The sequence below is a fragment of the Puerhibacterium puerhi genome (genome assembly GCF_009846865.1).
Taxonomy (GTDB): Bacteria; Actinomycetota; Actinomycetes; order Actinomycetales; family Cellulomonadaceae; genus Puerhibacterium; species Puerhibacterium puerhi.
The window spans coordinates 1-21,736 of sequence record NZ_WUWN01000045.1 but is presented as its reverse complement, the minus strand read 5'-3'; the positions used below and the strand labels follow the sequence as shown (position 1 = coordinate 21,736).

At 74.3% G+C, this 21,736-nt stretch carries 21 protein-coding genes, 2 pseudogenes and 2 riboswitches; of the genes and pseudogenes, 16 read left to right on the top strand and 7 right to left on the bottom strand.

Going from position 1 to position 21,736, the window contains the following annotated elements:
* From GSF02_RS15975 to GSF02_RS15965, 3 genes are all read right to left on the bottom strand, one after another.
* Window positions 1-941 (bottom strand): energy-coupling factor ABC transporter ATP-binding protein (locus tag GSF02_RS15975; protein ID WP_159798307.1); only part of this gene is annotated, 941 nt, incomplete at its 3' end.
* A complete protein-coding gene (locus tag GSF02_RS15970; protein ID WP_159798305.1) occupies window positions 931-1,554 on the bottom strand; it encodes an ECF transporter S component in 624 nt (207 codons plus the stop codon). The genes GSF02_RS15970 and GSF02_RS15975, both read right to left, overlap by 11 nt.
* On the bottom strand, window positions 1,541-2,236 hold the full coding sequence (locus GSF02_RS15965) for a YkoF family thiamine/hydroxymethylpyrimidine-binding protein (RefSeq protein WP_159798303.1): 696 nt from the start codon (window positions 2,234-2,236) through the stop codon (window positions 1,541-1,543). The genes GSF02_RS15970 and GSF02_RS15965 overlap by 14 nt, the downstream gene beginning before the upstream one ends.
* 49 nt (window positions 2,237-2,285) lie before the next feature.
* A riboswitch (TPP riboswitch) is annotated at window positions 2,286-2,394 on the bottom strand.
* Between the two features lie 182 nt (window positions 2,395-2,576).
* Between GSF02_RS15965 and GSF02_RS15960 the strand changes: the two genes are divergently transcribed.
* A complete protein-coding gene (locus GSF02_RS15960; protein ID WP_159798301.1) occupies window positions 2,577-2,921 on the top strand; it encodes a hypothetical protein in 345 nt (114 codons plus the stop codon).
* 98 nt (window positions 2,922-3,019) lie between these two features.
* The gene (locus tag GSF02_RS15955) at window positions 3,020-4,630 is read left to right on the top strand and encodes a serine/threonine-protein kinase (RefSeq protein ID WP_159798299.1); all 1,611 of its coding nucleotides are present in this window, start codon (window positions 3,020-3,022) and stop codon (window positions 4,628-4,630) included.
* Window positions 4,631-4,652: 22 nt separating this feature from the next.
* Here GSF02_RS15955 and GSF02_RS15950 read toward each other — a convergent pair whose 3' ends face one another.
* A complete protein-coding gene (locus tag GSF02_RS15950; RefSeq protein ID WP_159798297.1) occupies window positions 4,653-5,705 on the bottom strand; it encodes a zinc-binding dehydrogenase in 1,053 nt (350 codons plus the stop codon).
* A 229-nt stretch (window positions 5,706-5,934) separates the two neighbouring features.
* On the opposite strand from GSF02_RS15950, the gene GSF02_RS15945 reads away from it, so the two are divergent.
* From GSF02_RS15945 to GSF02_RS15930, 4 genes are read left to right on the top strand one after another with little or no spacing between them, the layout of a single operon-like run.
* Window positions 5,935-7,149 carry a sugar ABC transporter substrate-binding protein gene (locus tag GSF02_RS15945; protein ID WP_159798295.1) on the top strand — a complete coding sequence of 405 codons (1,215 nt, stop codon included), beginning with the start codon at window positions 5,935-5,937 and terminating at the stop codon, window positions 7,147-7,149.
* Window positions 7,150-7,157: 8 nt separating this feature from the next.
* A complete protein-coding gene (locus tag GSF02_RS15940; protein ID WP_159798293.1) occupies window positions 7,158-7,925 on the top strand; it encodes an ATP-binding cassette domain-containing protein in 768 nt (255 codons plus the stop codon).
* Window position 7,926: 1 nt separating this feature from the next.
* A complete protein-coding gene (locus tag GSF02_RS15935) occupies window positions 7,927-9,165 on the top strand; it encodes a sugar ABC transporter permease (protein WP_159798291.1) in 1,239 nt (412 codons plus the stop codon).
* Window positions 9,162-9,440: a response regulator transcription factor gene (locus GSF02_RS15930; protein ID WP_159798312.1), complete on the top strand. Its 279-nt coding sequence runs from the start codon at window positions 9,162-9,164 to the stop codon at window positions 9,438-9,440. Before GSF02_RS15935 ends, GSF02_RS15930 begins: the two co-directional genes overlap by 4 nt.
* A gap of 18 nt (window positions 9,441-9,458) precedes the next feature.
* On the opposite strand, the pseudogene GSF02_RS19110 reads toward GSF02_RS15930, so the two are convergent.
* Window positions 9,459-9,971: pseudogene (locus tag GSF02_RS19110) on the bottom strand (DUF6790 family protein); the annotation flags it as partial.
* Here GSF02_RS19110 and GSF02_RS15920 point away from each other — a divergent pair.
* Both GSF02_RS15920 and GSF02_RS15915 read left to right on the top strand, forming a co-directional pair.
* On the top strand, window positions 9,957-10,916 hold the full coding sequence (locus tag GSF02_RS15920; protein ID WP_159798289.1) for a formylglycine-generating enzyme family protein: 960 nt from the start codon (window positions 9,957-9,959) through the stop codon (window positions 10,914-10,916). The pseudogene GSF02_RS19110 and the gene GSF02_RS15920 overlap by 15 nt on opposite strands.
* A 120-nt stretch (window positions 10,917-11,036) precedes the next feature.
* Complete coding sequence (locus GSF02_RS15915) at window positions 11,037-13,403, top strand: arylsulfatase (protein WP_159798311.1); 2,367 nt, start codon at window positions 11,037-11,039, stop codon at window positions 13,401-13,403.
* Window positions 13,404-13,406: 3 nt separating this feature from the next.
* Here the strand turns inward: GSF02_RS15915 and GSF02_RS15910 are convergent, their stop codons facing one another.
* Window positions 13,407-14,114, bottom strand: coding sequence for an SDR family NAD(P)-dependent oxidoreductase (locus tag GSF02_RS15910; RefSeq protein ID WP_159798280.1), 708 nt, complete (start codon window positions 14,112-14,114; stop codon window positions 13,407-13,409).
* Window positions 14,115-14,215: 101 nt separating this feature from the next.
* On the opposite strand from GSF02_RS15910, the gene GSF02_RS15905 reads away from it, so the two are divergent.
* A complete protein-coding gene (locus GSF02_RS15905) occupies window positions 14,216-15,139 on the top strand; it encodes a helix-turn-helix transcriptional regulator (protein ID WP_159798278.1) in 924 nt (307 codons plus the stop codon).
* Window positions 15,140-15,289: 150 nt separating this feature from the next.
* Here GSF02_RS15905 and GSF02_RS15900 read toward each other — a convergent pair whose 3' ends face one another.
* On the bottom strand, window positions 15,290-15,805 hold the full coding sequence (locus GSF02_RS15900; protein WP_159798276.1) for a hypothetical protein: 516 nt from the start codon (window positions 15,803-15,805) through the stop codon (window positions 15,290-15,292).
* 221 nt (window positions 15,806-16,026) lie between these two features.
* On the opposite strand from GSF02_RS15900, the gene GSF02_RS15895 reads away from it, so the two are divergent.
* The 7 genes and pseudogenes from GSF02_RS15895 to GSF02_RS15865 all read left to right on the top strand — a co-directional run.
* The gene (locus tag GSF02_RS15895) at window positions 16,027-16,590 is read left to right on the top strand and encodes a dihydrofolate reductase family protein (protein WP_159798274.1); all 564 of its coding nucleotides are present in this window, start codon (window positions 16,027-16,029) and stop codon (window positions 16,588-16,590) included.
* Window positions 16,591-16,673: 83 nt separating this feature from the next.
* Window positions 16,674-17,072, top strand: coding sequence for an NAD(+)--rifampin ADP-ribosyltransferase (gene arr, locus GSF02_RS15890; protein ID WP_408003906.1), 399 nt, complete (start codon window positions 16,674-16,676; stop codon window positions 17,070-17,072).
* Window positions 17,073-17,361: 289 nt separating this feature from the next.
* A riboswitch (SAM riboswitch) is annotated at window positions 17,362-17,492 on the top strand.
* A gap of 16 nt (window positions 17,493-17,508) precedes the next feature.
* Entirely contained in the window at window positions 17,509-17,670 is a 162-nt protein-coding gene (locus GSF02_RS15885; protein WP_159798271.1) for a hypothetical protein, read from the top strand.
* A complete protein-coding gene (locus GSF02_RS15880; RefSeq protein WP_159798269.1) occupies window positions 17,667-18,206 on the top strand; it encodes a flavin reductase family protein in 540 nt (179 codons plus the stop codon). The genes GSF02_RS15885 and GSF02_RS15880 overlap by 4 nt, the downstream gene beginning before the upstream one ends.
* A 150-nt stretch (window positions 18,207-18,356) precedes the next feature.
* Window positions 18,357-19,496, top strand: a complete 1,140-nt coding sequence (locus GSF02_RS15875) for an LLM class flavin-dependent oxidoreductase (protein ID WP_201308963.1) — start codon at window positions 18,357-18,359, stop codon at window positions 19,494-19,496.
* 13 nt (window positions 19,497-19,509) lie between these two features.
* Window positions 19,510-20,925, top strand: coding sequence for an LLM class flavin-dependent oxidoreductase (locus GSF02_RS15870; RefSeq protein WP_159798267.1), 1,416 nt, complete (start codon window positions 19,510-19,512; stop codon window positions 20,923-20,925).
* Window positions 20,926-20,956: 31 nt separating this feature from the next.
* A pseudogene (locus GSF02_RS15865) lies at window positions 20,957-21,736 on the top strand (epoxyalkane--coenzyme M transferase); the annotation flags it as partial.

Genomic DNA, 21,736 nt, shown 5'->3' with positions numbered 1-21,736 from the left:
CGGGCGCGCAGCACGGCGGCCTCGGGTCGGGCGCCCGCGGCCGGCGCGGGCGCGGCCAGCGCGCGCAGGCCGGCGCGCACCGCCGGGGAGCCGAGGTCGCCGTCGCCGAGGACGGCGTGCAGCTCGGCGTCCAGGGGCAGCCAGCACCCGTCGGCGAGCAGCTGCGCGCCGGCGCGGTCCAGCACGTCCTGCGCCGGGCCGTCGTGGAGCACGCGGCCGTTGCGGTCGAGCGCCACCCAGCGGTCGGGCAGCCCCGCGGTGCCCGCGTCCCCGGCGTACTCGTCGAGCCGGTGCTCGACCAGCACGCACGCCGTGGCGCCGTCCGCCGTCGCCCGGTCCACGGCCCCGCGCACCGCCCGCACCCCGTCCGCGTCGAGCATCGCGGTGGGCTCGTCGAGCAGCAGCAGCGCGGGACGCGTGACCGTCGCGGCGGCGAGCGCCACGCGCTGCAGCTCGCCGCCCGAGAGCGCGTCCGTGCGGCGGCCCTCGAGGTGCCCGGCACCGACGACCGCGAGCGCGTCACCCACCGCGGGGCCGATCGCCTGCGGGGCGACGCCGAGGTTCTCCAGGGGGAACGCCACCTCGTCGGCGACGTCCGGCAGGCACACTCCGGTCTCGGGGTCCTGCGCGACCACGCCGACGACGTCGGCCAGGCCCGCCACCGTGGACCGGTGCACGTCGCGCCCGGCGACGGTGACCGTGCCGCGGGTCGAGGCGGGCACCGCGTGCGGCACGGCGCCGTGCAGGCACCGCAGGAGCGTGCTCTTGCCCGAGCCCGACGGGCCGAGCAGCAGCACCTGCTCCCCCGGCCGGACCCGCAGGTCCACCGGCCCCACGCCGTCACCGGTGGTGAAGACGGCCTCGAGCCCGTGGGTCTGCACCACCGGCGCGGGCCCGGCCTCCGCACCGGGCGCCGCCGCGGCCGGCCGGTCAGCGCTCACGGCGCACCGGGACGGCGGCCGCGGCGGACTCGCGCACGATCGCGAAGCTGTCCACCGCGCCGGTCCGGACCAGGGCGTCGACGAGCACCTTGGCCAGGAGCCCGCCGAGCACGACGCCCGAGGCGAGCTGGAGCCCCAGGCGCAGCAGCAGGATGTCCTGCCCCCACCAGCCGAACCGGAAGGCCGAGAAGACGAACACGAGGCCCGCGCCCAGGAGGCCGGACACGGCGAACCGCGTCCAGCCGAACCGCCGGTAGCGCCCCGCGGCGAACGGCAGCTCGCTGCCGAGGCCCTGGATCGCCGCGGCCACCAGGAGCAGGGGCCCCACCGGCGAGCCGAGGAACACGACCTCCACGACCGAGGCGATGACCTCCGCGACGATCCCGACGAACGGGCGCCGCACGACCGCCACGGCGATCGGCGCCACCAGCAGCCATCCGCCCAGCAGCACGTGCTGGGCGAGGTCGCCGGCCGGGCCCATGAGCACCGCGAGGCCGTTCCACGCCTGGACCAGCGCCCAGTAGAGGAACCCGAAGACGACACCGAGCATCACCATGAGCACGATGTCCTTGAGCTCGAGGCGCGGCGCGCGCCGCGCCTCAGGCCGCGACATCGCGGTGGCTCGGGCTGTTGACCGAGACGGTCAGGTGGCTGGTGACGTGCTGGACCGTGCGGCCCACGCCGGTCCACCCGGCCACGACCGTCGCCAGGATCGTGCCCAGGTCGCCCTCGAGCCGCGTGACGAAGTGCTCCGAGGCGCGGAACGTGCCGTTCGCCCGCGCGGTCTCGATCGCGGCGTAGATGTCGCGCATGTGGTCCGGCTCGACGCCGGCGCGCACGTCGTCGGCCAGCGGGTACAGGGCCCACTCGGCGGCGGCGTAGCGCCCGACCTCCCGGCCGGCGGGGGCCTCGACGGGGCGCGGCCCGGCACCGCCGGGCAGGTCGCAGACGACCTCGCCGGGGCAGCCGCGCGACAGGTGCACGGTGATCGACGCGTGCTCGCCCGAGGCCGCCACGGCCTCGCCCAGGTCGGTGAGCCAGGCCAGCAGGTCGGCCTCCGAGCCGCCCGCGTAGGTGCTCACGTCGCCCGTCTGGAGCGCCAGCCCCCGAGGGTCCGCGTGCTCCAGCGCGCCGAGGACGACCTCGGCGTACCGGTCGCTCATCACGGCGACCGTCACGCGGGCGCCGACGCCGAACCGCAGCGGGTCGGCGGTGAGCCCGGTGGCGGACGCCACCGTGGGCGCGGCGGCGGCGGCGGTCGTGGTCGTGCTGGTGGTCGTGCCTGTGCTGGTCACAGCTTCCTCCTGTGCAGATCAGGCACGGGAGGGCGCGAGGCACCACGCCCCGCTTCCTGAGATCGCTCCCTGCGCTGGCATGACCCAGATCAGGTTCAACGGTCGGAGTTCGAGTACTCCCTCTCAGCCCGGCTCACCGGACTCCCGTGCTACGGCTGGGAGGTTAGCACGCGCCCCGGGGGCACCCCGCGGCCGTCTCGACGCGCAGCCCGCCCGACCTCCACGGACGCCGCGCGACAGCCCGCGCGCACTGTCACCGCTTCCCCGCAGCTCCCCCCACCGCGCCGCCCGTCCTGCGGTTACGGTCGGTCCGACGCCGACCGTCGGGGAAGGGGCAGCGATGATCGCCAGGACGGTCCGGGCAGCCGCGACGGGCGCCCTGCTGGGAGCGCTGGCCCTCGCGGGGTGCGCCGAGACCGGGCACGTCGACATCTGGAACGGCTCGGAGGACGACGTGACCGTCCGGTTCGGCGCCGAGGAGACGCGCGCCGATCTCGGACGTCTCGAGGACATCACCGCGGACGGCGGCGTCAGCATCACGACGCGCGCGTGCTACGACGGCCCGTTCGTCGTCGAGCACCCCGACGGCAGGACCGTCGAGGTGCCCGGGCCGCTGTGCCCGGGGCAGACCCTCCTGGTGCACGACGCCACGGCGGAGGTGGTCGGCACGCAGAGCGCGGGCTGACCGGCGGCCGTGGCGCGCGGCCCCCCGCCGGACCGCGCCGCGAGCCCAGGAACGCCGTCGGGGGGCGAGTGCGGACCGTCGTACATAACCTTCCGAGGGTGACGATCCCTCATCCCCAGGACCCGGGCGCGCCGACGGTGCTCGCCGGCCGGTACGAGCTCGGCGCCCGGCTCGGTCAGGGCGGGATGGCTGACGTGTACCGCGGGATCGACCGCGTCCTGGGCCGCCCGGTCGCGGTGAAGGTGCTGCGCGACAGCGCCGCCGACGAGTCGGACCGGGCGCGCTTCGTCGTCGAGGCCCGCACGCTGGCCCGGCTGTCCCACCCCGGCCTCGTGACCGTCCTCGACGCGGGGATCGGGTGCGCGGCCGAGGACGCCGCCGCGCGCCCCCTGGCCACGCCGGTCGACCAGCCGTTCCTGGTGATGGAGCTCGTCGACGGCCCGACCCTGGCCCAGGTGCTCGCCGACGGTCCGCTCGATCCTGCCGAGGTGCGGTCGGTCGGCGTCCGGCTCGCCGACGCCCTCGCCTACGTCCACTCCCAGGGCGTCGTCCACCGCGACGTCAAGCCCGGCAACGTCCTGCTGGACGCCGACCGGTCCGTCAAGCTGACCGACTTCGGCATCGTCCGGCTCCTCGACGACAACGCCCGGCACACCCGGACCGGCCAGACCATCGGCACGGCCGCCTACCTGGCGCCGGAGCAGGTCACGGGCGGGGCCGTGACGAGCGCCACCGACGTGTACGCGCTGGGGCTCCTGCTGCTGGAGGCGGTGACGGGCAGCCGGGTGTACCCGGGGCCCACGCTGGAGTCCGCGCTGGCCCGGCTGCACCGGCCGCCGGAGATCCCGCAGACCCTGCCGGCGGCGTGGCAGCTGCTGCTCGACCGCATGACGGCCATCGACCCCCGGGCGCGCCCGAGCGCCACCGAGGTCGCCGACCAGCTCCGGGCCGCGCCCACCGGCTCCCCGGCGCCCGCGGCGTCCCCGGCGCTCGCCGTCGACAGCGCCCGCGAGACGCCGACCGCGGCGCTCTCGGTGCCCCCGCGCCGGACGCCCGCCGCGGCGTCCGGGCCCTCGTCGGCACCTCGTGCAGGACGCGGGCGGCGGCGCCGCGGAGGCGTCCCCCCGCGCGTGCTGGCGATCGGCGTGCCGGCTGCGCTCGCGGGGATCGTGGCGGCCGCGATCGTCGCGTCTCCGCTGGGGGCCGACGCGGGCACACCGTCGCAGGACGTGACGACGACGCAGGAACCGCTGGCCGACGACGTGCCGTCGCCGAGCGGCTCCCCCGCCGCGGACCCTCGCCCGACCGGGACGTCGGGGCCGTCCTCGGACGGCTCCGCGAGCCAGGACGCACCCGCCGCCGGCACGCAGCCCGAGAGCGTCGCGGGCGTCGGCTACAGCACCGGCGCGAGCACGGCGGACGCTCGGCCCCAGCAGGACGCGCCGGGGCGCGCCGCGGGCGCCGGGGCGACGGGTGCCCCGGGGCCCGACGACCGCGGCCGGGGCGGCGTCGAGGGCAACGGGCCGGGCGCCGACGACGGCACGGGCAACGGCAAGGGCAACGGCAACGGCAACGGCAACGGCAACGGCAAGGGCAAGGGCAACGCCAAGGCTGACGAAGGCCACGACGGCAAGGGCGACACCGGCAAGGGCGACACCGGCAACGGCAAGGGCGGTCCCGGCAAGGGCGGTCCCGGCGGCAAGGGATGACCCGCGGCGCCGGGGGTTGTGCTCAGCCCTCGCGCGTGATGACCACCTTGAGCGCCTGCTCCTCGGCGGCGCGGGAGAACGTGTCGTAGGCCTCGTCCCACTGGTCGAACGTGAACCGGTGGGTGACGAACTTCTCCGGCGCGATCCGCCCGGCCTGGACGTCCTCGAGCAGCTGCGGCGCGGTGGTGGCGTTGACCAGGCCGGTCGTGATGGTGATGTTGTTGATCCAGTCGCGGTCGATCGGCAGGGTCACCGGCGTGCCGTGGACGCCGACGTTGGCCACCCGGCCGCCGGGACGGATCGCGTCCAGGCACAGGCCGAAGGTCGCGGGGATGCCCACCGCCTCGATCGCCACGTCGACGCCCTTGCCACCCGGACCGAGGGCCCGGAGCTGCTCGAGCGCGTCGGGGCCGGCCTCGACCGTGTCGGTCGCGCCGAACTCGCGTGCGGCCTTGAGGCGGAAGGGGTTGCCGTCGACGGCGATCACCCGCGCCGCACCGGCGGACCGCGCCGTCATGACGGCCGCGAGCCCGACCGGCCCGACGCCGACGACGGCGACCACGTCGCCGTCGGTGACCTGGCCGTGCTGCACCCCGATCTCGAACCCGGTCGGCAGGATGTCCGAGAGCATCGCGCCCTGCTCGGCGGTGACGCCGTCGGGCAGCGGGATGAGCCCGTTGTCGGCGAACGGCACGCGCACGTACTCGGCCTGGGTGCCGTCGACGAGGTGCCCGAAGATCCAGCCGATACCGCCGAGCGTCTCGCAGTGCGAGGTCAGGCCCCGGCGGCAGCTGTCGCACGCCATGCACCGGCTGATGCAGGAGATGATCACGCGGTCGCCGACCTTCACCCTGGTGCAGGCGTCGCCCACCTCGGTCACGACGCCGACGCCCTCGTGGCCGAGGACCCGGCCGTCGGTCACCGCGGGCACGTCGCCCTTGAGGATGTGCAGGTCGGTGCCGCAGATGGTGGTCGTCTCGACCTTGACGACCGCGTCCGTCGGCTCCTGCAGCGCCGGATCGGGGACGTCCTCCCAGGTCTTCTTGCCGGGTCCGTGGTACACCACAGCCTTCATCGCAGCTCCTTTGCCACGGGCGGCTCGACGGTCGGCGACGCAGGAGTGGGCCCCCGTCGCCGTGAACCGCGCTCGCTCCCGATGCTAGGCCGCACCCTCCGCAGGCTCCCGCCGGCCCCCGAACTTCACCCGCCCGGCCCTCACCCGATACCGCTCTGGCGGTCGGCGGTTCTCAGGCGCACGATGCCAGGAGGGACTCAGTGCTGAGCCCCGGAGGGAGGAGACGCCGATGTCTTCGAAGAACCTGCTCCGGGCTGCCGCCGCGACAGCGGTCCTGGGGCTCGCGGTCGCCGGGTGCACCTCGTCAGGAGGTGGAGGGGGCGAGTCCCCCTCGGCGACCGGCGCGAGCAACGAGGCACCGCAGATCGACGCGGGCGCCCTCACCGCCGACTTCTCGGCCATGAAGCAGCTGACCGACCTCGCCGCCCAGGGCGAGGGCCTGATCGGCGTGCTGCTGCCCGACACGACGACGTCGACCCGGTACGTGCAGTACGACGCGCCCTACCTGAAGCAGGCGTTCGAGGCAGCCGGCCTGAGCGACGACCAGTTCAAGATCGACAACGCCAACGGCAGCGCGTCGACCATGCAGACGCAGGCCGAGGCGGACATCAACGCCGGCGCCTCGGTGCTCCTCGTCGACCCGCTCGACCCGGGCAGCGGCGCCGCGATCGAGTCCAAGGCCAGGGACGCGGGCGTCGCCGTCATCGACTACGACCGCCTGGTGACCGGCGGCCCCGAGGACCGCTACTACGTCAGCTTCGACAACGTCGCGGTCGGGAAGATGATCGGGGACGGCCTCGTGCAGTGCCTCACCGACTGGAACGTCTCCGACCCCAACATCCTCGTCATGGACGGCGACCCGACGGACAACAACGCCACGCTGTTCGCGCAGGGCTACAACGGCGTGCTGGACCCGAAGTTCGAGGACGGCACGTACACGAAGGTCGGCGAGCCGGCCGGCACGTGGGACCCGCAGCAGGCGGCGACCACCTTCCAGCAGCAGCTCACCGCCCACCCGGACACGAACGCCGCGATCACGCCGAACGACGACAACGCCAACGCCGTGATCTCGGTCCTGAAGGGCAACGGCGTCGGGCCGAAGACGTTCCCGACCACGGGTCAGGACGCGTCGCTGCCCGGCCTGCAGAACATCCTCACCGGCTTCCAGTGCGGCACGGTCTACAAGCCGATCTACCTGGAGGCCCAGGCGGCCGCCGCGCTGGCGCTCTACCTGCGTGCTGGCGTCGACCCGCCGTCGTCCCTGGTCAACTCGACCACGAAGGACACGGAGCTGAACGCCGACATCAAGTCGGTCTACACCACCCCGATCTGGGTCACCGCGGAGAACATGAACGACACCGTGGTGAAGGACAAGGCCGTGACGGTGGAGGACCTCTGCGCCGGCGCCGTCGCGCAGGCGTGCAAGGACGCCGGGATCGGCTGACGACGACGATGACGGCGAACACCCTCGAGAACCCCCCGCTGCTGCGGCTGCGGGGGGTCTCGAAGTCCTTCGGCCCCGTCCGGGCCCTCGTCGGGGTCGACCTCGACGTCCCCGCCGGCGCGGTGACCGCGCTGGCCGGGGACAACGGCGCCGGCAAGTCGACCCTGATCAAGTGCATCGCGGGCATCCACCCGGTCGACGCCGGCGAGATCCTCTGGGACGGCAGCCCCGTCTCGCTGCGCGGGCCGGCCGACTCCGCCGCGCTCGGGATCCAGACCGTCTACCAGGACCTGGCGCTGTGCGACAACCTCGACATCGTCCAGAACATGTTCCTCGGCCGGGAGCGGCTGCGGCGCGGGCAGCTCGACGACGTCGCCATGGAGCAGGCCGCCACGCGCACGCTGGCCGACCTGGCCGTCACCACCGTCACCTCCGTGCGGCAGAGCGTCGCGTCCCTGTCGGGCGGTCAGCGGCAGTCCGTGGCGATCGCCAAGGCCGTGCTGTGGGAGTCGCGGCTGGTCGTCATGGACGAGCCGACGGCGGCGCTCGGCGTCGCGCAGACCGCCATGGTGCTGGAGCTGGTGCGCACCCTGGCGAACCGTGGGCACGCCGTGCTGCTCGTCACCCACAACGTGCCGAACCTGCTCGACGTGGCCGACCGCGTCGCCGTCATGCGCCAGGGCCGGGTCGTGGACGCGCGCGAGCGCGCCCGGATCGACCAGCGCATCCTCGTCGACCTCATGACCACCGGGAGCACCGACAGGGAGGTGGCCTGAGATGGCCGTGAGCGCGGACCCCGTGACCGGGCGGACCAGGCCGGCGCCCGGCGCGCGCGACTACCTGCGCCTGGCCTGGCAGCGGGTGCGCGGCGGTGAGTCGGGCGTGCTGCCCGTCGTCGGCGGCCTGCTGCTGGTCTCCGTGATCTTCCAGAGCCTCAACGACGCGTTCCTCACGCCGGGCAACCTCGTCAACCTGCTGGTGCAGGCCGCGGTGTTCGCGCTGCTCAGCATGGCCGAGGTGTTCGTGCTGCTGCTCGGCGAGATCGACCTGTCGGTCGGCTTCGTGGCGGGCATCGCCGCCGTCGTGGTGGCGTGGCTGGCCCGGCCCCAGCTCGGCTGGCCGTGGTGGGCGGCGATCCTCGCCGCCCTCGCCGCGACGGCGCTCATCGGGCTGCTGCACGGCACGCTGATCACCCGGATCGGGCTGCCGTCGTTCGTCGTCACGCTCGCCGGGCTGCTCTTCTGGCAGGGCGTCATGCTGTTCGTGCTCGGCAGCGGCGGCGCGATCCTCATCAGCGACGAGGTGCTGGCCCGGATCACCTCGGGCACGCTCGCACCCCTGGTCGGCTGGGTGGTGATGCTCGCCGTCGTCGCGGCGTTCGGCGTCGTCGTCTGGCGCCGCGACGCCCGTCGCCGCGACGTCGGGCTCACGGCCCCGCCCGTGTCGCTCACCGTCACCAAGATCGCCGCGTGCCTGGCCGGCGGCGCGGGCCTGATGCTCCTGGCCAACACCGACCGCGGTCGGCTCGCCCCCGTGCTCGGTCTGCCGTGGGTGGTGCTGGTCGTGCTCGCGGTGCTGGTCGCATGGGCGTACCTGCTCGGCCGGCGCCGGTTCGGGCTGTACGTCTACGCGGTGGGCGGCAACGCCGAGGCGGCCCGCCGCGCCGGCATCCCGCTGGCGCGGATCCGCACCGTCTGCTTCGTGCTGTGCTCGCTGACCGCGGGGATCGCCGGCGTCGTGTACGCCTCCCGGCTGCGCTCCATCTCCACCTCGATCGACGGCGGGACGCTCGTGCTGTACGCGGTCGCCGGCGCGGTCATCGGCGGCACCAGCCTCTTCGGCGGGCGCGGCAAGATGCTGCACGGCGTCCTCGGCGGCCTGGTCATCGCGGCGATCGACAACGGCATGGGGCTGCTCGGGTTCAACGCCGCCGCCAAGTACGTGGTGACCGCCGTCGTCCTGATCGTCGCCGTGACGATCGACGCCCTGACCCGCCGGCGGCGCCCGCAGACCTGAGCACGGCCACGGGCGCAGCATGCTCACGCAGCGCGAGCCCGACCGTCCTGCGCCTTGCCGCGCAGGGGGCGTCCGACGGCGAGATCGCGGCCACGCCGGGGGTCTCGGAGACCACGGTGAAGACGCACGTGGGCAACCTGCTCGCCGAGCGCGGTGCCCGCGACCGCGTGCACGCGGTGATCGTCGCGTACGAGTGCGGGCTGGCCGGCAGCAGCGCCGCGCGGGGCTGGCCCGGGCCGGGCAGGGCGGGACCCGGTCGCACCCCGGGGCGGTGACGCCCAGAGGCAGTAGGCAGTGACGAGGAACGCCGGCACCAGGAAGTCGACGGCCAGGACGGCGGTGTTGTTGATCGCGAAGTTCCGCTCACGGACGATCGACCGGACGTGGACGAGCCCCGCGCCGACCCGGAAGATCGCGTTGACGATGATCAAGGACCACGAGAACTCGGGTGCGTAGCCGGCAGCCATCAGCCCCGCGACACCCATGGCGAGGTCGGCGAACCCCACCTCGCGCTCGTAGTCGTCCGCCCGGAAGCCGATCGTCTTCGAGATGCGGCGGCCGAAGAAGAGGTGCGCGATCCCTGCGCCGACACCGGACCAGCCGATGAGGTAGGCGACGGCGTCCTGGAAGACCTGCGCCTCCCAGCCCTGCCGGGTGAGCGCACCCGACCGTCCCGCGCGCTCTCCCGCTGTGCCGACGCGAGGCGTACCGTCGCCAGGAGCGGGTGCGCCCGCTCGGCACCGTCGCCGACGTCGGGCCCACGCCGCACCGCGACCGGAAGCGAGGACGACGTGGCCTTCGACCATCACTGCTGTGCGCCCGGCGCGCACCGGACCGCTCCCACGACCCCCGTGGTGCAGGTGTCGGGCACGGACCACGTCCGCGCCCGCGCGACGGGCGCCCGCGGCGAGCAGGTGGTGCTGCCGGGCGGAGACTTCACGATGGGACACGACGGTCCCGACGGCTACCCGCAGGACGGTGAGGGGCCCGCTCACACGGTCCGGATCGACGCCTTCCGCCTCGACCGCACCGCCGTCTCGAACGAGCGCTTCGCGGCGTTCGTCGACGCCACGGGGTACGTCACCGAGGCCGAGAGGTGGGGTTGGTCCTTCGTCTTCGCCGGTCTGCTGCCGGACGACTTCCCGCCGACGCGCGGGGTCGCCGCCGCGCCATGGTGGCGGCAGGTCGAGGGTGCGCAGTGGCGCCACCCCGAGGGCCCGGGATCCGACGTGGGCGAGCGGGCGGACCATCCCGTCGTGCACGTGAGCTGGGCGGACGCCGCGGCCTTCGCGGGCTGGTCCGGTGCCCGGCTGCCGACGGAGGCGGAGTGGGAGTACGCCGCCCGCGGCGGCCTGGCCGGGGTGCACTATCCGTGGGGCGCAGAGCGCGAGCCCGGCGGCGAGCACCGGATGAACGTCTGGCAGGGCGCGTTCCCGAGCCACAACACGCGGGCCGACGGGTTCGTCGGGACGGCCCCGGTCGACGCCTACGCCCCCAACGGGTTCGGCCTGTACAACATGACGGGCAACGTCTGGGAGTGGTGCGCCGACTGGTTCTCCCGCGACGCCTACGTGTCCACGCCCCGCGTGCGCCCGCGCGGTCCCGTCTCGGGGCAGCACCGCGTCATGCGCGGGGGGTCGTACCTGTGCCATGCGTCGTACTGCTTCCGCTACCGGGTCGACGCCCGCAGCTCGAGCTCCCCCGACTCCCCGGCCGGCAACGTGGGCTTCCGCTGCGCCGCCGACGCCTGAGGCCCCACGCCGTCGCGCTCGTGCCGGCCCGTCTCGCCCTGTCCGGGTGAGGTGCGCCCGTCGCGCCGCCCCTACCGTGCGAGACGTCCTCGTCCTTCCCGCGACGGAGCGGAGATGCTCATGCGTCCTGACGCGCACGCCCGCACGATGCTGCCCATCCCGGACCGGCAGGCGCCCGGCCTGACGACGTACGACGCGAAGGACCCCGACACGTCGTACCCGCCGATCGAACCGCTGCTGCCGCCCGAGGGCGCGCCCAACGTGCTCGTGATCCTGCTCGACGACGTCGGGTTCGGGGCGTCCAGCGCGTTCGGCGGACCGTGCGCGACCCCGACCGCCGAGCGCCTGGCCGCCGGCGGACTGCGGTTCAACCGCTTCCACACCACCGCGCTGTGCGCGCCGACCCGCCAGGCGCTGCTGACGGGCCGCAACCACCACTCGGTCGGCATGGGAAGCATCACCGAGACGGCCACGTCGGCCCCGGGGAACAGCTCGCTGCGACCGAACACGAAGGCTCCACTGGCCGAGACCCTGCGGCTCAACGGCTACTCGACCGCGCAGTTCGGCAAGTGCCACGAGGTGCCGGTGTGGCAGAGCTCGCCCCTGGGGCCGTTCGACGCCTGGCCGACCGGGGGCGGCGGGTTCGAGACCTTCTACGGGTTCATCGGCGGGGAGAGCAACCAGTGGGACCCCGCCCTGTACAGCGGGACGACCCCGGTGGAGCCGCCGGCGACCGCGGAGGAGGGCTATCACCTCACGGAGGACCTCCTCGACCACGCGTGCGCGTGGGTCAGCCAGCAGAAGGCGCTGATGCCGGACAAGCCGTTCTTCGTCTATCTCGCCCCGGGCGCGACGCACGCCCCGCACCACGTGCCGGCCGAGTGGATCGCGAAGTACCGCGGCGCGTTCGACGACGGGTGGGACGTGCAGCGCGAGCGCACCTTCGCCCGGCAGAAGGAGCTGGGCGTCGTCCCGCCCGACGCCGAGCTCACCGCCCGGCACGAGGAGATCCCGGCGTGGGACGACATGGACGAGGCCCTCAAGCCGGTGCTCGCCCGCCAGATGGAGGTCTACGCCGGGTTCCTCGAGCACACTGACCATCAGGTGGGCCGGTTGATCGACACCCTCGAGGACCTGGGCGTCCTCGACGACACGCTCGTCTACTACATCGTGGGCGACAACGGCGCCTCGGCCGAGGGCACGGTGCACGGCGCGTTCAACGAGATGGCGAACTTCAACGGCATGGCGGCGCTCGAGACGCCGGAGTTCATGCGCGCCACGATGGACGTCCTCGGCTCGCCGGCCTCGTACAACCACTACGCCGTCGGCTGGGCCTGGGCGATGGACACGCCCTACCAGTGGACCAAGCAGGTCGCCTCGCACTGGGGCGGGACCCGCAACGGCACGATCGTGCACTGGCCGCGGCGCATCGCCGAGCCCGGCGGGGTGCGCTCGCAGTTCGCGCACGTCATCGACGTCGCCCCCACCGTGCTCGAGGCGGCCGGGATCCCGGAGCCCACCGCCGTCAACGGCGTGCTGCAGTCGCCCATCGAGGGCACCTCGATGCTCTACGCCTTCGCCGACGCCGAGACCCCGGAGCGGCACGATCTGCAGTACTTCGAGATGTTCGGCAACCGGGGCATCTACTTCCGGGGCTGGAGCGCGGTCACGAAGCACCGCACGCCCTGGGCCCTGGTCGGCGCGGACCTCGTGCCGTTCGACGACGACCGGTGGGAGCTGTACGACGGGTCGCGCGACTTCAGCCAGGCGCGCGACCTCGCGGCCGAGCACCCGGACGTGCTCGCGCGGCTGCAGCGGCTGTGGCTCATCGAGGCAGCCAAGTACGGCGTCCTGCCGCTGGACGACCGCACCGCCGAGCGGCTCGTGCCGGAGCTCGCCGGGCGTCCTGCCCTGATCCGCGGCGACTCCCAGCAGTTCTTCGCCGGGATGGGCCGGTTGTCCGAGAACAGCGTGCTCAACGTCAAGAACAAGTCGTTCTCCGTGACCGCGGAGGTGGACGTGCCCGCGGACGGGGCGAACGGGGTGCTCATCGCGCAGGGCGGGCGGTTCGGCGGCTGGTCCGTGCACACGACCGGAGGCCGGCTGACGTTCACCTACAACGTGCTCGGCATCCACCAGTACGACGTCGTCGCCGACGCCCCCGTCCCCGCGGGCCACCACCAGCTCCGCGCCGAGTTCACCTACGACGGCGGAGGGCTGGGCAGGGGCGGCGACGTCACGCTGTTCCACGACGGCAGCAAGGTGGGTCGGGGGCGGGTGGAGGCGACCCAGCCGCTCGTCTTCTCGGCCGACGAGACGACCGACGTCGGCTACGAGTCCGGCACCAGCGTGTCCAGCGCCTACGACGCGCGCACCAGCCGGTTCACCGGCCGCATCGAGTGGGTCCAGCTCGACGTGGGCAGCGACGACCACGATCACTTCGTCAGCCCCGAGGAGCGGCTCAGGGTCGCCATGGCCCGGCAGTAGGCGTCACCAGGGCAGCCGGCCGTGCCCTGACGTGAACGTGCCGGTCGGTCCGTCGGGCGCGACCTGGGCCATGCGGACGATGATCTCGGCGCCCTCCTCGACGGTCTGGGTGCCCGTGCGGCCGTTGAGGTCGGTGCTGGTGAAGCCGGGCTCGACAGCGTTGACGCGCATCGCGGGAAAGGCCTTGGCCAGCTGGATGGTGACGGCGTTGACCACCGTCTTGGACGCCGGGTAGGCCACGCCCGGGTAGAAGTGGGTGTGGCTGCCGGGGTCGCTCAGCAGGGCCAGCGAGGCCAGGCCGCTGGAGACGTTGACGACGACCGGCGCCGTCGACCGCTGCAGCAGCGGCAGGAAGGCGTGCGTGACGCGCACGACGCCGAAGACGTTGGTCTCGAAGACCTCGCGCAGGGTGTCGGCGGTGGTGTCGGCAGCGCCCACGATGCCGTTGTCCGGCAGGCGCCCCTCGATGCCGGCGTTGTTGACCAGCACGTCGAGCCCGCCGTCCGCCTCGATCTGCCGGGCGGCCGCGTCGACCGACGCCTGGTCGGTCACGTCGATCCGCACGAACCGGCCGCCCAGCTCGCGGGCGGCCGCACGGCCGCGGGCCTCGTCCCGCGCGCCGAGGTACACCGTGTGGCCGGCGGCGATGAGCCGGCGGGCGGTCTCCTTGCCGAGGCCCTTGTTGGCCCCGGTGATCAGTGTCGTCGTCATGCCCCGAGGTTCGCGGACGCCGGCTGTCGCAGGCAGTCGTCGGTGTGTCGTAGGACTGCCAGGGCCAGGACGAAGCAGCCTGGCGCCGGCACACTGGCCGTGTGGAGACGTGGGACCTGGGCCGGGCGGTGCGTCGGTGGCGCGACCGCGTCGCCCCCGAGACCGTGGGCGTGCCCGCCGGGGCCCGGCGCCGTGCGCCGGGGTTGCGCCGCGAGGAGCTGGCCGGGCTGGCGGGCATCTCGGTCGACTACCTGACCCGCCTCGAGCAGGGCCGGGCGACGTCCCCGTCGGCGCAGGTGGTCGAGGCGCTCGCCCGGGCGCTGCGGCTGTCCGACGCCGAGCGGGAGCTGTTGTACCGGCTCGCCGGCCACGCCGCGCCGGGGGCGGATCTCGTGGCGACGCGGATCACCCCGAGCGTGCAGCGCCTGCTCGACCGGCTGAGCCACACCCCCGTCGCGGTGTACGACGCGACCTGGACGCTGCTGGTCGCCAACGCCCCCTACGACGCCCTCATGGGCGACACCTCCGCCTGGCGCGGGATCGAGCGCAACGCCCTGTGGCGCCACCTGGTGGGGCCGGGGACGCGCGCCGTCTCGACGGCGCAGGAGCGCGCCGATCTCCAGGCCCACCTCGTCGCCGACCTGCGGATGACCGCTGCCCGCTACCCCGCCGACCCGCGTCCCCGGCGGCTCGCGCGCGAGCTGGCCGCCGCCAGCGAACGGTTCACCACGCTGTGGGAGACGGTCGACCTGCGGCCGGGTGGCGACCAGCCCCGCCGCAAGGACGTCGAGCATCCCGCGGTCGGCCGCATCACGCTCGACTGCGACACCCTGATCGTCGACGGCGACGACCTGCGGATCATGGTGTACACCGCGGAACCCGGCACCGCCGACGCCGACCGCCTCGCCCTGGCGCTCGTGCTCGGCACGCAGCGTCTGGAGCGTGAGGTGCCTCCCGCCGGGCCCCCCGGCGGGCCGGCCACGCCGTCGCGCCGCACCCGCGCCGCCGACGCCGAGAACCGGTAGACGTCGAGCGCCTGCCTACGTGCGGGCCGTCCGGGCGGTCGGGCCCGGAGTCTGTCGGCTCGGTGGGGCCGGGCGCTCGAAGGTCGCGCTCCACCGAGGAGCGCGGGCGTACCGCACCGTCGGCGCTCCTTCGCCCTGACCGCCGCGGCGTCAGCCGGTGGCCCCACGGACGGCGGCGACGACCAGAAGCACCAGCAGCGCCACGACCACCGCCAGCGCGACGACGGCCAGGATCTTGGTGCGTGCCGGCGCGCCGGACCACGCGCCCTTGATCGCGCCCCAGACCAGGTTCTGACGCTCCAGCGCCGCCTCGACGCCGCCGGCCAGCGCGCCGGCGAGGACGCCGGGGGCCTCGCCGGTCTCCTCGCCGGCCTCCTCGCCGGCTTCCTCGCCGGCTTCCTCGACGACGACCTCGCTCTCGTCGCCGACGTCGTCCCCGGTGTCGACCTCGTCCTCTGTGTCGGTCTCGACGTCGGCATCGTCGAGGACGGCACCCTCGCCCTGCTCCGCGCGATCGACCGACGTGTCCGCGAGCCCGGTGGCCAGGCGCTCGATCGTCCGGGAGGCAAGCACCGCTGAGTAGTCGACAGCGGTCTGCAGGAGCTCGCGCAGCGCCGAGGCCAGCGAAGGGGGCACCACGCTCGATACCGGCGCTGCTGCGGTCATCGTCGACCTCCGTGCTGCTGTGGTGATCCTCGACCCCTGCGAACGACGATACTCCGTGACCGCTCGCTGAGCATGCACGGCGGTCGTCGCGGTCGCCGCGCCCGAGAGCAGAGGCGACGTCAGGGCGCGGTCGGCCGAGACGTTCCGGCGGCGGGTCCGATGAATCTCCGGCGGTGCGCCGGTCGGTACGCCCGAGAACCTGATCGCGGGAGGCGGACGCCGTGCGGAAGCTGACTCTCGGCATGAACGTGAGCCTCGACGGCTACGTCGCCGCGCCGGGCGGTGACCTCGACTGGGGCGTGCCGAGCGACGAGCTGTTCCAGTGGTGGTCCGACCGGGTGGGGACGACGGGTCTGGCACTGTACGGACGCGGGCTGTGGGACACGATGAGGTCGTACTGGCCGACCGCCGACCAGCGGCCCGGCGCCACACCGGCGCACAAGGAGTTCGCCCGCCGCTGGCGGGACATGCCCAAGGTGGTGTTCTCCTCGACGACCAGCGCGGTCGACGGGAACGCCCGCCTCGTCACCGGCGACGCCGTGGCCGAGATCACCCGGCTCAAGGCCGAGGAAGGCGGCCCCATGGACGTCGGCGGCGCCACGCTCGCCGCGGCGGCCATGCGGGCCGGGCTGGTCGACGAGTACGCGATCGTCACCCATCCGGTCCTGCTGGGCGACGGCACGCGCCTCTTCACCGCCCTGGACGCGCGGGTGAGCCTGGACCTCGTGGAGACGCGGACGTTTCCCGGCGGCGTGCTGCTGACCACCTACCGGACCAGGCGCTGACCGCCCGGCCTCGTCTCGACCGGCCCCACGCCGCGCGAGCCCGAGCCCTCCCGCCGGCCTACCCTGGGCGCGTGGACCAGGCGATGGACGAGGGACCGTTCTTCCACGGCACGAAGGCCGATCTTCGTCCGGGCGACCTGCTGACCGCGGGCTTCCCGTCGAACTACCGCCCCGAGATCACGATGAACCACGTGTACTTCACGGCCCGCGTGGACGGCGCCGGCCTCGCCGCCGAGCTCGCGCCCGGCGCCGCCGCGCCCCAGGTCTACGAGGTCGAGCCGACCGGACCGTTCGAGGACGACCCCAACGTCACCGACAAGAAGTTCCCGGGCAACCCCACACGGTCCTACCGCAGCAGCGAGCCGCTCCGGGTGGTGCGCGAGGTCGCCGACTGGCCGCGGTTGAGCGCCGAGGCGCTGGCGGCCTGGCGCACGCGCCTGGCGGCGCTGTCGTCCGACGAGCGCGGCGAGATCATCAACTGACGACCGCCTTCCCTGCCCTGGTCGACCGCGACTGACGCCCTCCAAGCGGTGCGGTCGGGGTGGGTCGACGACCCCCTTCGCGGTGGTCGGGTGACTCACCGTCGTGCGCCCCGGTCCGGCCCCGCGTCCGCGATGCGGACATCGCACGCCGGAGGACCGTCCCCGTCACCGGACCTCTCACCACGGCATTCGCGCGCACGGTGGGCACCGACGCGACTGACGTCTCAGTAAGTGAGAAGTTTCGCGGGGCGACTGGCGCCGCGCGCTCGATGGGCTTGAATACCGCCGAGGTCACGAGCCCCAGCGCGAAGCCCCGGCTGGCTGGGCAGCAACCCCCACGTTCACGGCGGGGTGCTCCGGGAGATGACCTGGCCGCCGGCCGCCCCGCGTGGGCGAGCAGCCGCGTGGCAAGCGTGATCACAGCAAGGAGCCCAGCATGTCCGTCTCTTCTCGCGCGACCGCCGTGGTGGTCGACCTCGGCAGCCTCCGCACCGTGTCGCCCCCGCCGCGACCGACGCCGGGCGCGGCCCCGGAGCCGCGGTGCCGCCGGCAGCGCGCCGTGGCCGCCGCGCACCGGCTCGCCGAGGTCGCCCGATGACCGCGCAGGACTTCGTCGCCCTGGAGCAGCTCCTCGCCGAGCAGGACGAGCCGCAGCTGTCCCCGCAGCAGTTCAAGGAGGTGTTCCGGCAGCACCCGGCCGGGGTCGCGGTCGTCGCGCTCCGGCACGAGGGCCGACCGGTGGGCTTCACCGCCACCTCCGTCATCTCCGTCTCGGCGGCCCCGCCCCTGCTGGCGTTCTCCCTCGCCTCGTCCTCGTCCTCGTGGCCCGCCGTCTCCGCGGCGCGCACCCTGGCCGTCAGCTTCCTCGCCGACCACCAGGACGACGTCTCCGCCCGCTTCGCCACCAGCGGCATCGACCGCTTCGCCGACGGCGGCTGGAGCTCGTTGCCCACGGGCGAACCGGTGATCGACGGCGCCGTGTCGTGGCTGCGCGCCCGCGTCGTCCAGCGCACGCCCGTGGGCGACAGCTACCTCGTGTCGCTGCGGGCGCTCAGCTCCGGCACCACTGATGCGTCCGCCCTGGTCTACCGCGACCGCACGTACCACCGCCTGAGCGACGACACCGTCGTCTGACCGGCGCCAGTGGCACCCGTCACGCGGCCTCGTGCCGCGCGGCGGGCGCCGGGGGCGCGCCGTGCGCCCGCTCGCGCCACCGAGCCGTCGAGCGGACGGCCCGCCTGCCACCAGCGCGCGAGAGCCTGCCGCGACCATCGGAGTTCTGCCTTGACCAGCCCTCTGCCCTTCTTCCTCGGCCTCGACATCGACGGCGCCGGATCTCACCCGGGCGCCGCCGCGGTCACCGGCCTCGCCGGCGCCGACCTGGTGGCTGGCGCCCGCCTGGCGCGCTCGGTGCGGCAGGCGGAGAACGCCGGCTTCACGTTCGCCACGTTCGCCGACGCCCTCCTCCCCACCGCCCCCGGGGCTCCGTCGTCGGCACGCCTGGAGTCCGTCACCCGCGCGGCATTCGTGTCGCGGACGACGACGGCCATCGGCCTGGTGCCGCAGGTGCCGACCACGTATCCCGAGCCTTTCCATGTTGCCGCCCAGCTCGCCTCGCTCGACATCGCGACCACCGGCCGGGGCGGCTGGCTCGCGGCGGTGACCCGCACGCCGGAGACCGCCCACGCCTACGGCCGCGCAGCGGTCGACGACCTCGGACGTGAGGCGCGCGACGTCGTGCAGGTGGTGCGCGAGCTGTGGGACTCGTGGGAAGACGATGCCGTGATCCGCGACGTCGCCACCGGCCGGTACATCGACCGCGACCGCGTGCACCACGTCGACTTCGAGGGCGAGAGCTTCTCGGTCAAGGGTCCGCTCATCACTCCGCGGCCGACGCAGGGCCAGCTCGTGGTCTTCGCTGCCGACGGCGACGTCGCGCCGTCGGCGCACGACGAACGGCTGGTGGACGTCGCGATCGTCGGCGGTCCGGACGTCGCGTCCGCGCGCGGGGCGGCACGGGACGCGCACGAGCGCTCACCCCGCGCCGCCGTGGAGCTCGAGGTCGTGCTGGACGCAGGCGGGCGTACCGGCGCCGAGCGGCTGGCCGAGCTCGCGGCCGCCACGCCCGCGGACGTCCGCTCGCCGTGGGGCACCGGAGCGCTGCGGTACGTCGGCGACGCCGCCGGGCTCGTCGGCCTGCTGGCCGAGCTCGCGGCGCCCGGCCCGGACGGGACCCGCGACGTCGACGGTGTGCGCGTGCTGCCCGCCGTGCTCGACGTCGACCTGCCGGTGCTGCAGCGCGACGTGCTGCCGGCGCTGCGCGCAGCCCGCGTCACCGCCGCGCCACGGCCGGACGCCACGCTGCGCGAGGCTCTCGGGCTGCCGCGCCCCGCCAACCGCTACGACGCCCGCCTCTCGGCGTGAGGGAGCACCGACCATGACCGATCACGCCCGCGTCCCCGGACCCGCCTACCCGATCACGCGTCCCGCGGCTCAGGTCCACTTCGGCGTCTTCTTCCAGGGCGTCAACCACACCACCATCTGGTCCGCCCCGGAGTCCGGCTCGCAGACCGACTTCGCCTCCTTCGAACGCGTCATCCGGGTGGCCGAGCGCGGCCTGTTCGACGCGTTCTTCCTCGGCGAGGGCCTGCGCCTGCGCGAGAGCCGTGGCCGCCTGCACGACCTGGACGTCGTCGGCCGGCCGGACGCCATCACGCAGCTCGCCGCGCTCGCCGCGATCACGACCCGGATCGGTCTCGTGGCCACCCAGAACACCACGTACAACGACCCGGCGGACCTGGCCCGACGGCTGCAGAGCCTCGACGTCCTGTCGGGCGGCCGGGCGGCGTGGAACGTCGTGACCACCGACAACGCGTGGACCGGGGCGAACTTCCGCCGCGGCGGCTATCTCGACCACGCCGACCGCTACGCCCGCGCCGCGGCCGTGCTGTCCACCGCGCGGCGCATCTGGGACGCCTACCCGGACGGCGAGGACGGCGAGGTGGCGCGCGTGCGGGTCCCGGGCGCCGAGTTGCGCACCCCGGCGGACGTGGCCATCGAGCCGACGACGCCGCGCAGCCCGCAGGGCCACCCGGTGATCTTCCAGGCCGGCGACTCCCCCGTCGGTCGCGACTTCGCCGCCACTCACGCCGACGTCATCTTCTCCGCACACGGGTCCGACCTTGCCGACGCGCTCCGTTTCGCCGACGACGTACGGAGCCGCGTCGCGGCCGCCGGACGCCCGCAGGACGACCTGAAGATCTTCCCCGGCACCAGCATCATCGTCGGGGACACCCCGGACGACGCGCAGGAGAAGGCCCGGTGGGTTCGCTACCACCAGGTCACCCCGGCCACGGCACTGTCGATCGTGGGCAACATCTGGGGCGAGGACCTGTCCGGCTACGACCCCGACGGCCCGCTGCCGGCGCACGACCCCGCGGTCGAGGAGCTCGGCGGCGAGCGCGGATCGGCCACCACCGGCGCCCGCACGCGGGAGATCGCCAGGCAGTGGCGGGCCATCGCCGAGGAGAAGCAGCTCTCGATCCGCGAGCTGGTCATCCACACGGCATCCGAGCGCGGCTTCGTCGGCACGCCTGCGTCCGTGGCCGAGGAGCTGGTCCGCTGGGTGCGCACCGGCGCCGTCGACGGCTTCAACATCAGCCCCTGGATCGTGCCCTCGGGTCTCGACGACATCGTCGACAAGGTGGTGCCCGAGCTGCAGGAGCGCGGCGCCTACCCGGCCGCATACGTCGGCGACACGCTCCGTGACCACCTCGGCCTGCGCGCGCCGTCGACCGGTCGCCCCGCCGAAGCCCGCGGGACGCACGCCGCCCGGCTCGTCCGCGCCCTCTGAGACCGCCCAGCCCAGACAGGGAGAACCATTCATGCTGCGCAGCACCGACCGTATCCTCACCACGCACGTGGGTTCCCTGCCCCGCAGCCCGGAGCTGCTGGCGGCCAACGCGGCCCGCGCCGCGGGCGACCTGGCCCCCGAGCAGCACCACAAGGCGCTGGGCGACGCCGTCGCGGACGTGGTGCGCCGCCAGGTCCAGGCCGGGATCGACGTGGTCAACGACGGCGAGTACGGCCACGCCAGCACCCAGTCGGTCGACTACGGCGCGTGGTGGACCTACTCCTTCGACCGCACCGGCGGGCTGGAGCTGGTCGACGACCCGGACTTCACCACCCCCAAGCGGTCGCGGCCCGGGGCCGTGGAGCTGACCAGCTTCCTGGACCGGCGCGACTTCGCGGCGTTCGCCGCGGCCTACGGCGACCCGCGCTCGGGCATCCACCTGGCCGACCCGGACCTGCCGCCGCCGGCGTTCCCCACCGCGACCGGCCCGCTGACCTACACCGGCCAGGACGACGTGGCCGCCGACGTCGACAACCTCACCCGGGCGGTGCGCGAGACCGGCGCCGCGGAGGGGTTCGTCGCGGCGCTGTCGCCCGGCTCGGCCGCACGCATCTCCAACCGGTACTACGCCGGCGAGGAGGAGTTCCTGTACGCCTGGGCCGACGTGCTGCGCCAGGAGTACACCGCGATCCTGGACGCCGGGCTGGTGCTGCAGATCGACGACCCGTCGCTGGCCGAGTCGTGGGACCAGGTCAACCCCGAGCCGGCGGTCGAGGACTACCAGCGCTGGCTGCAGGTGCGGGTCGAGGCG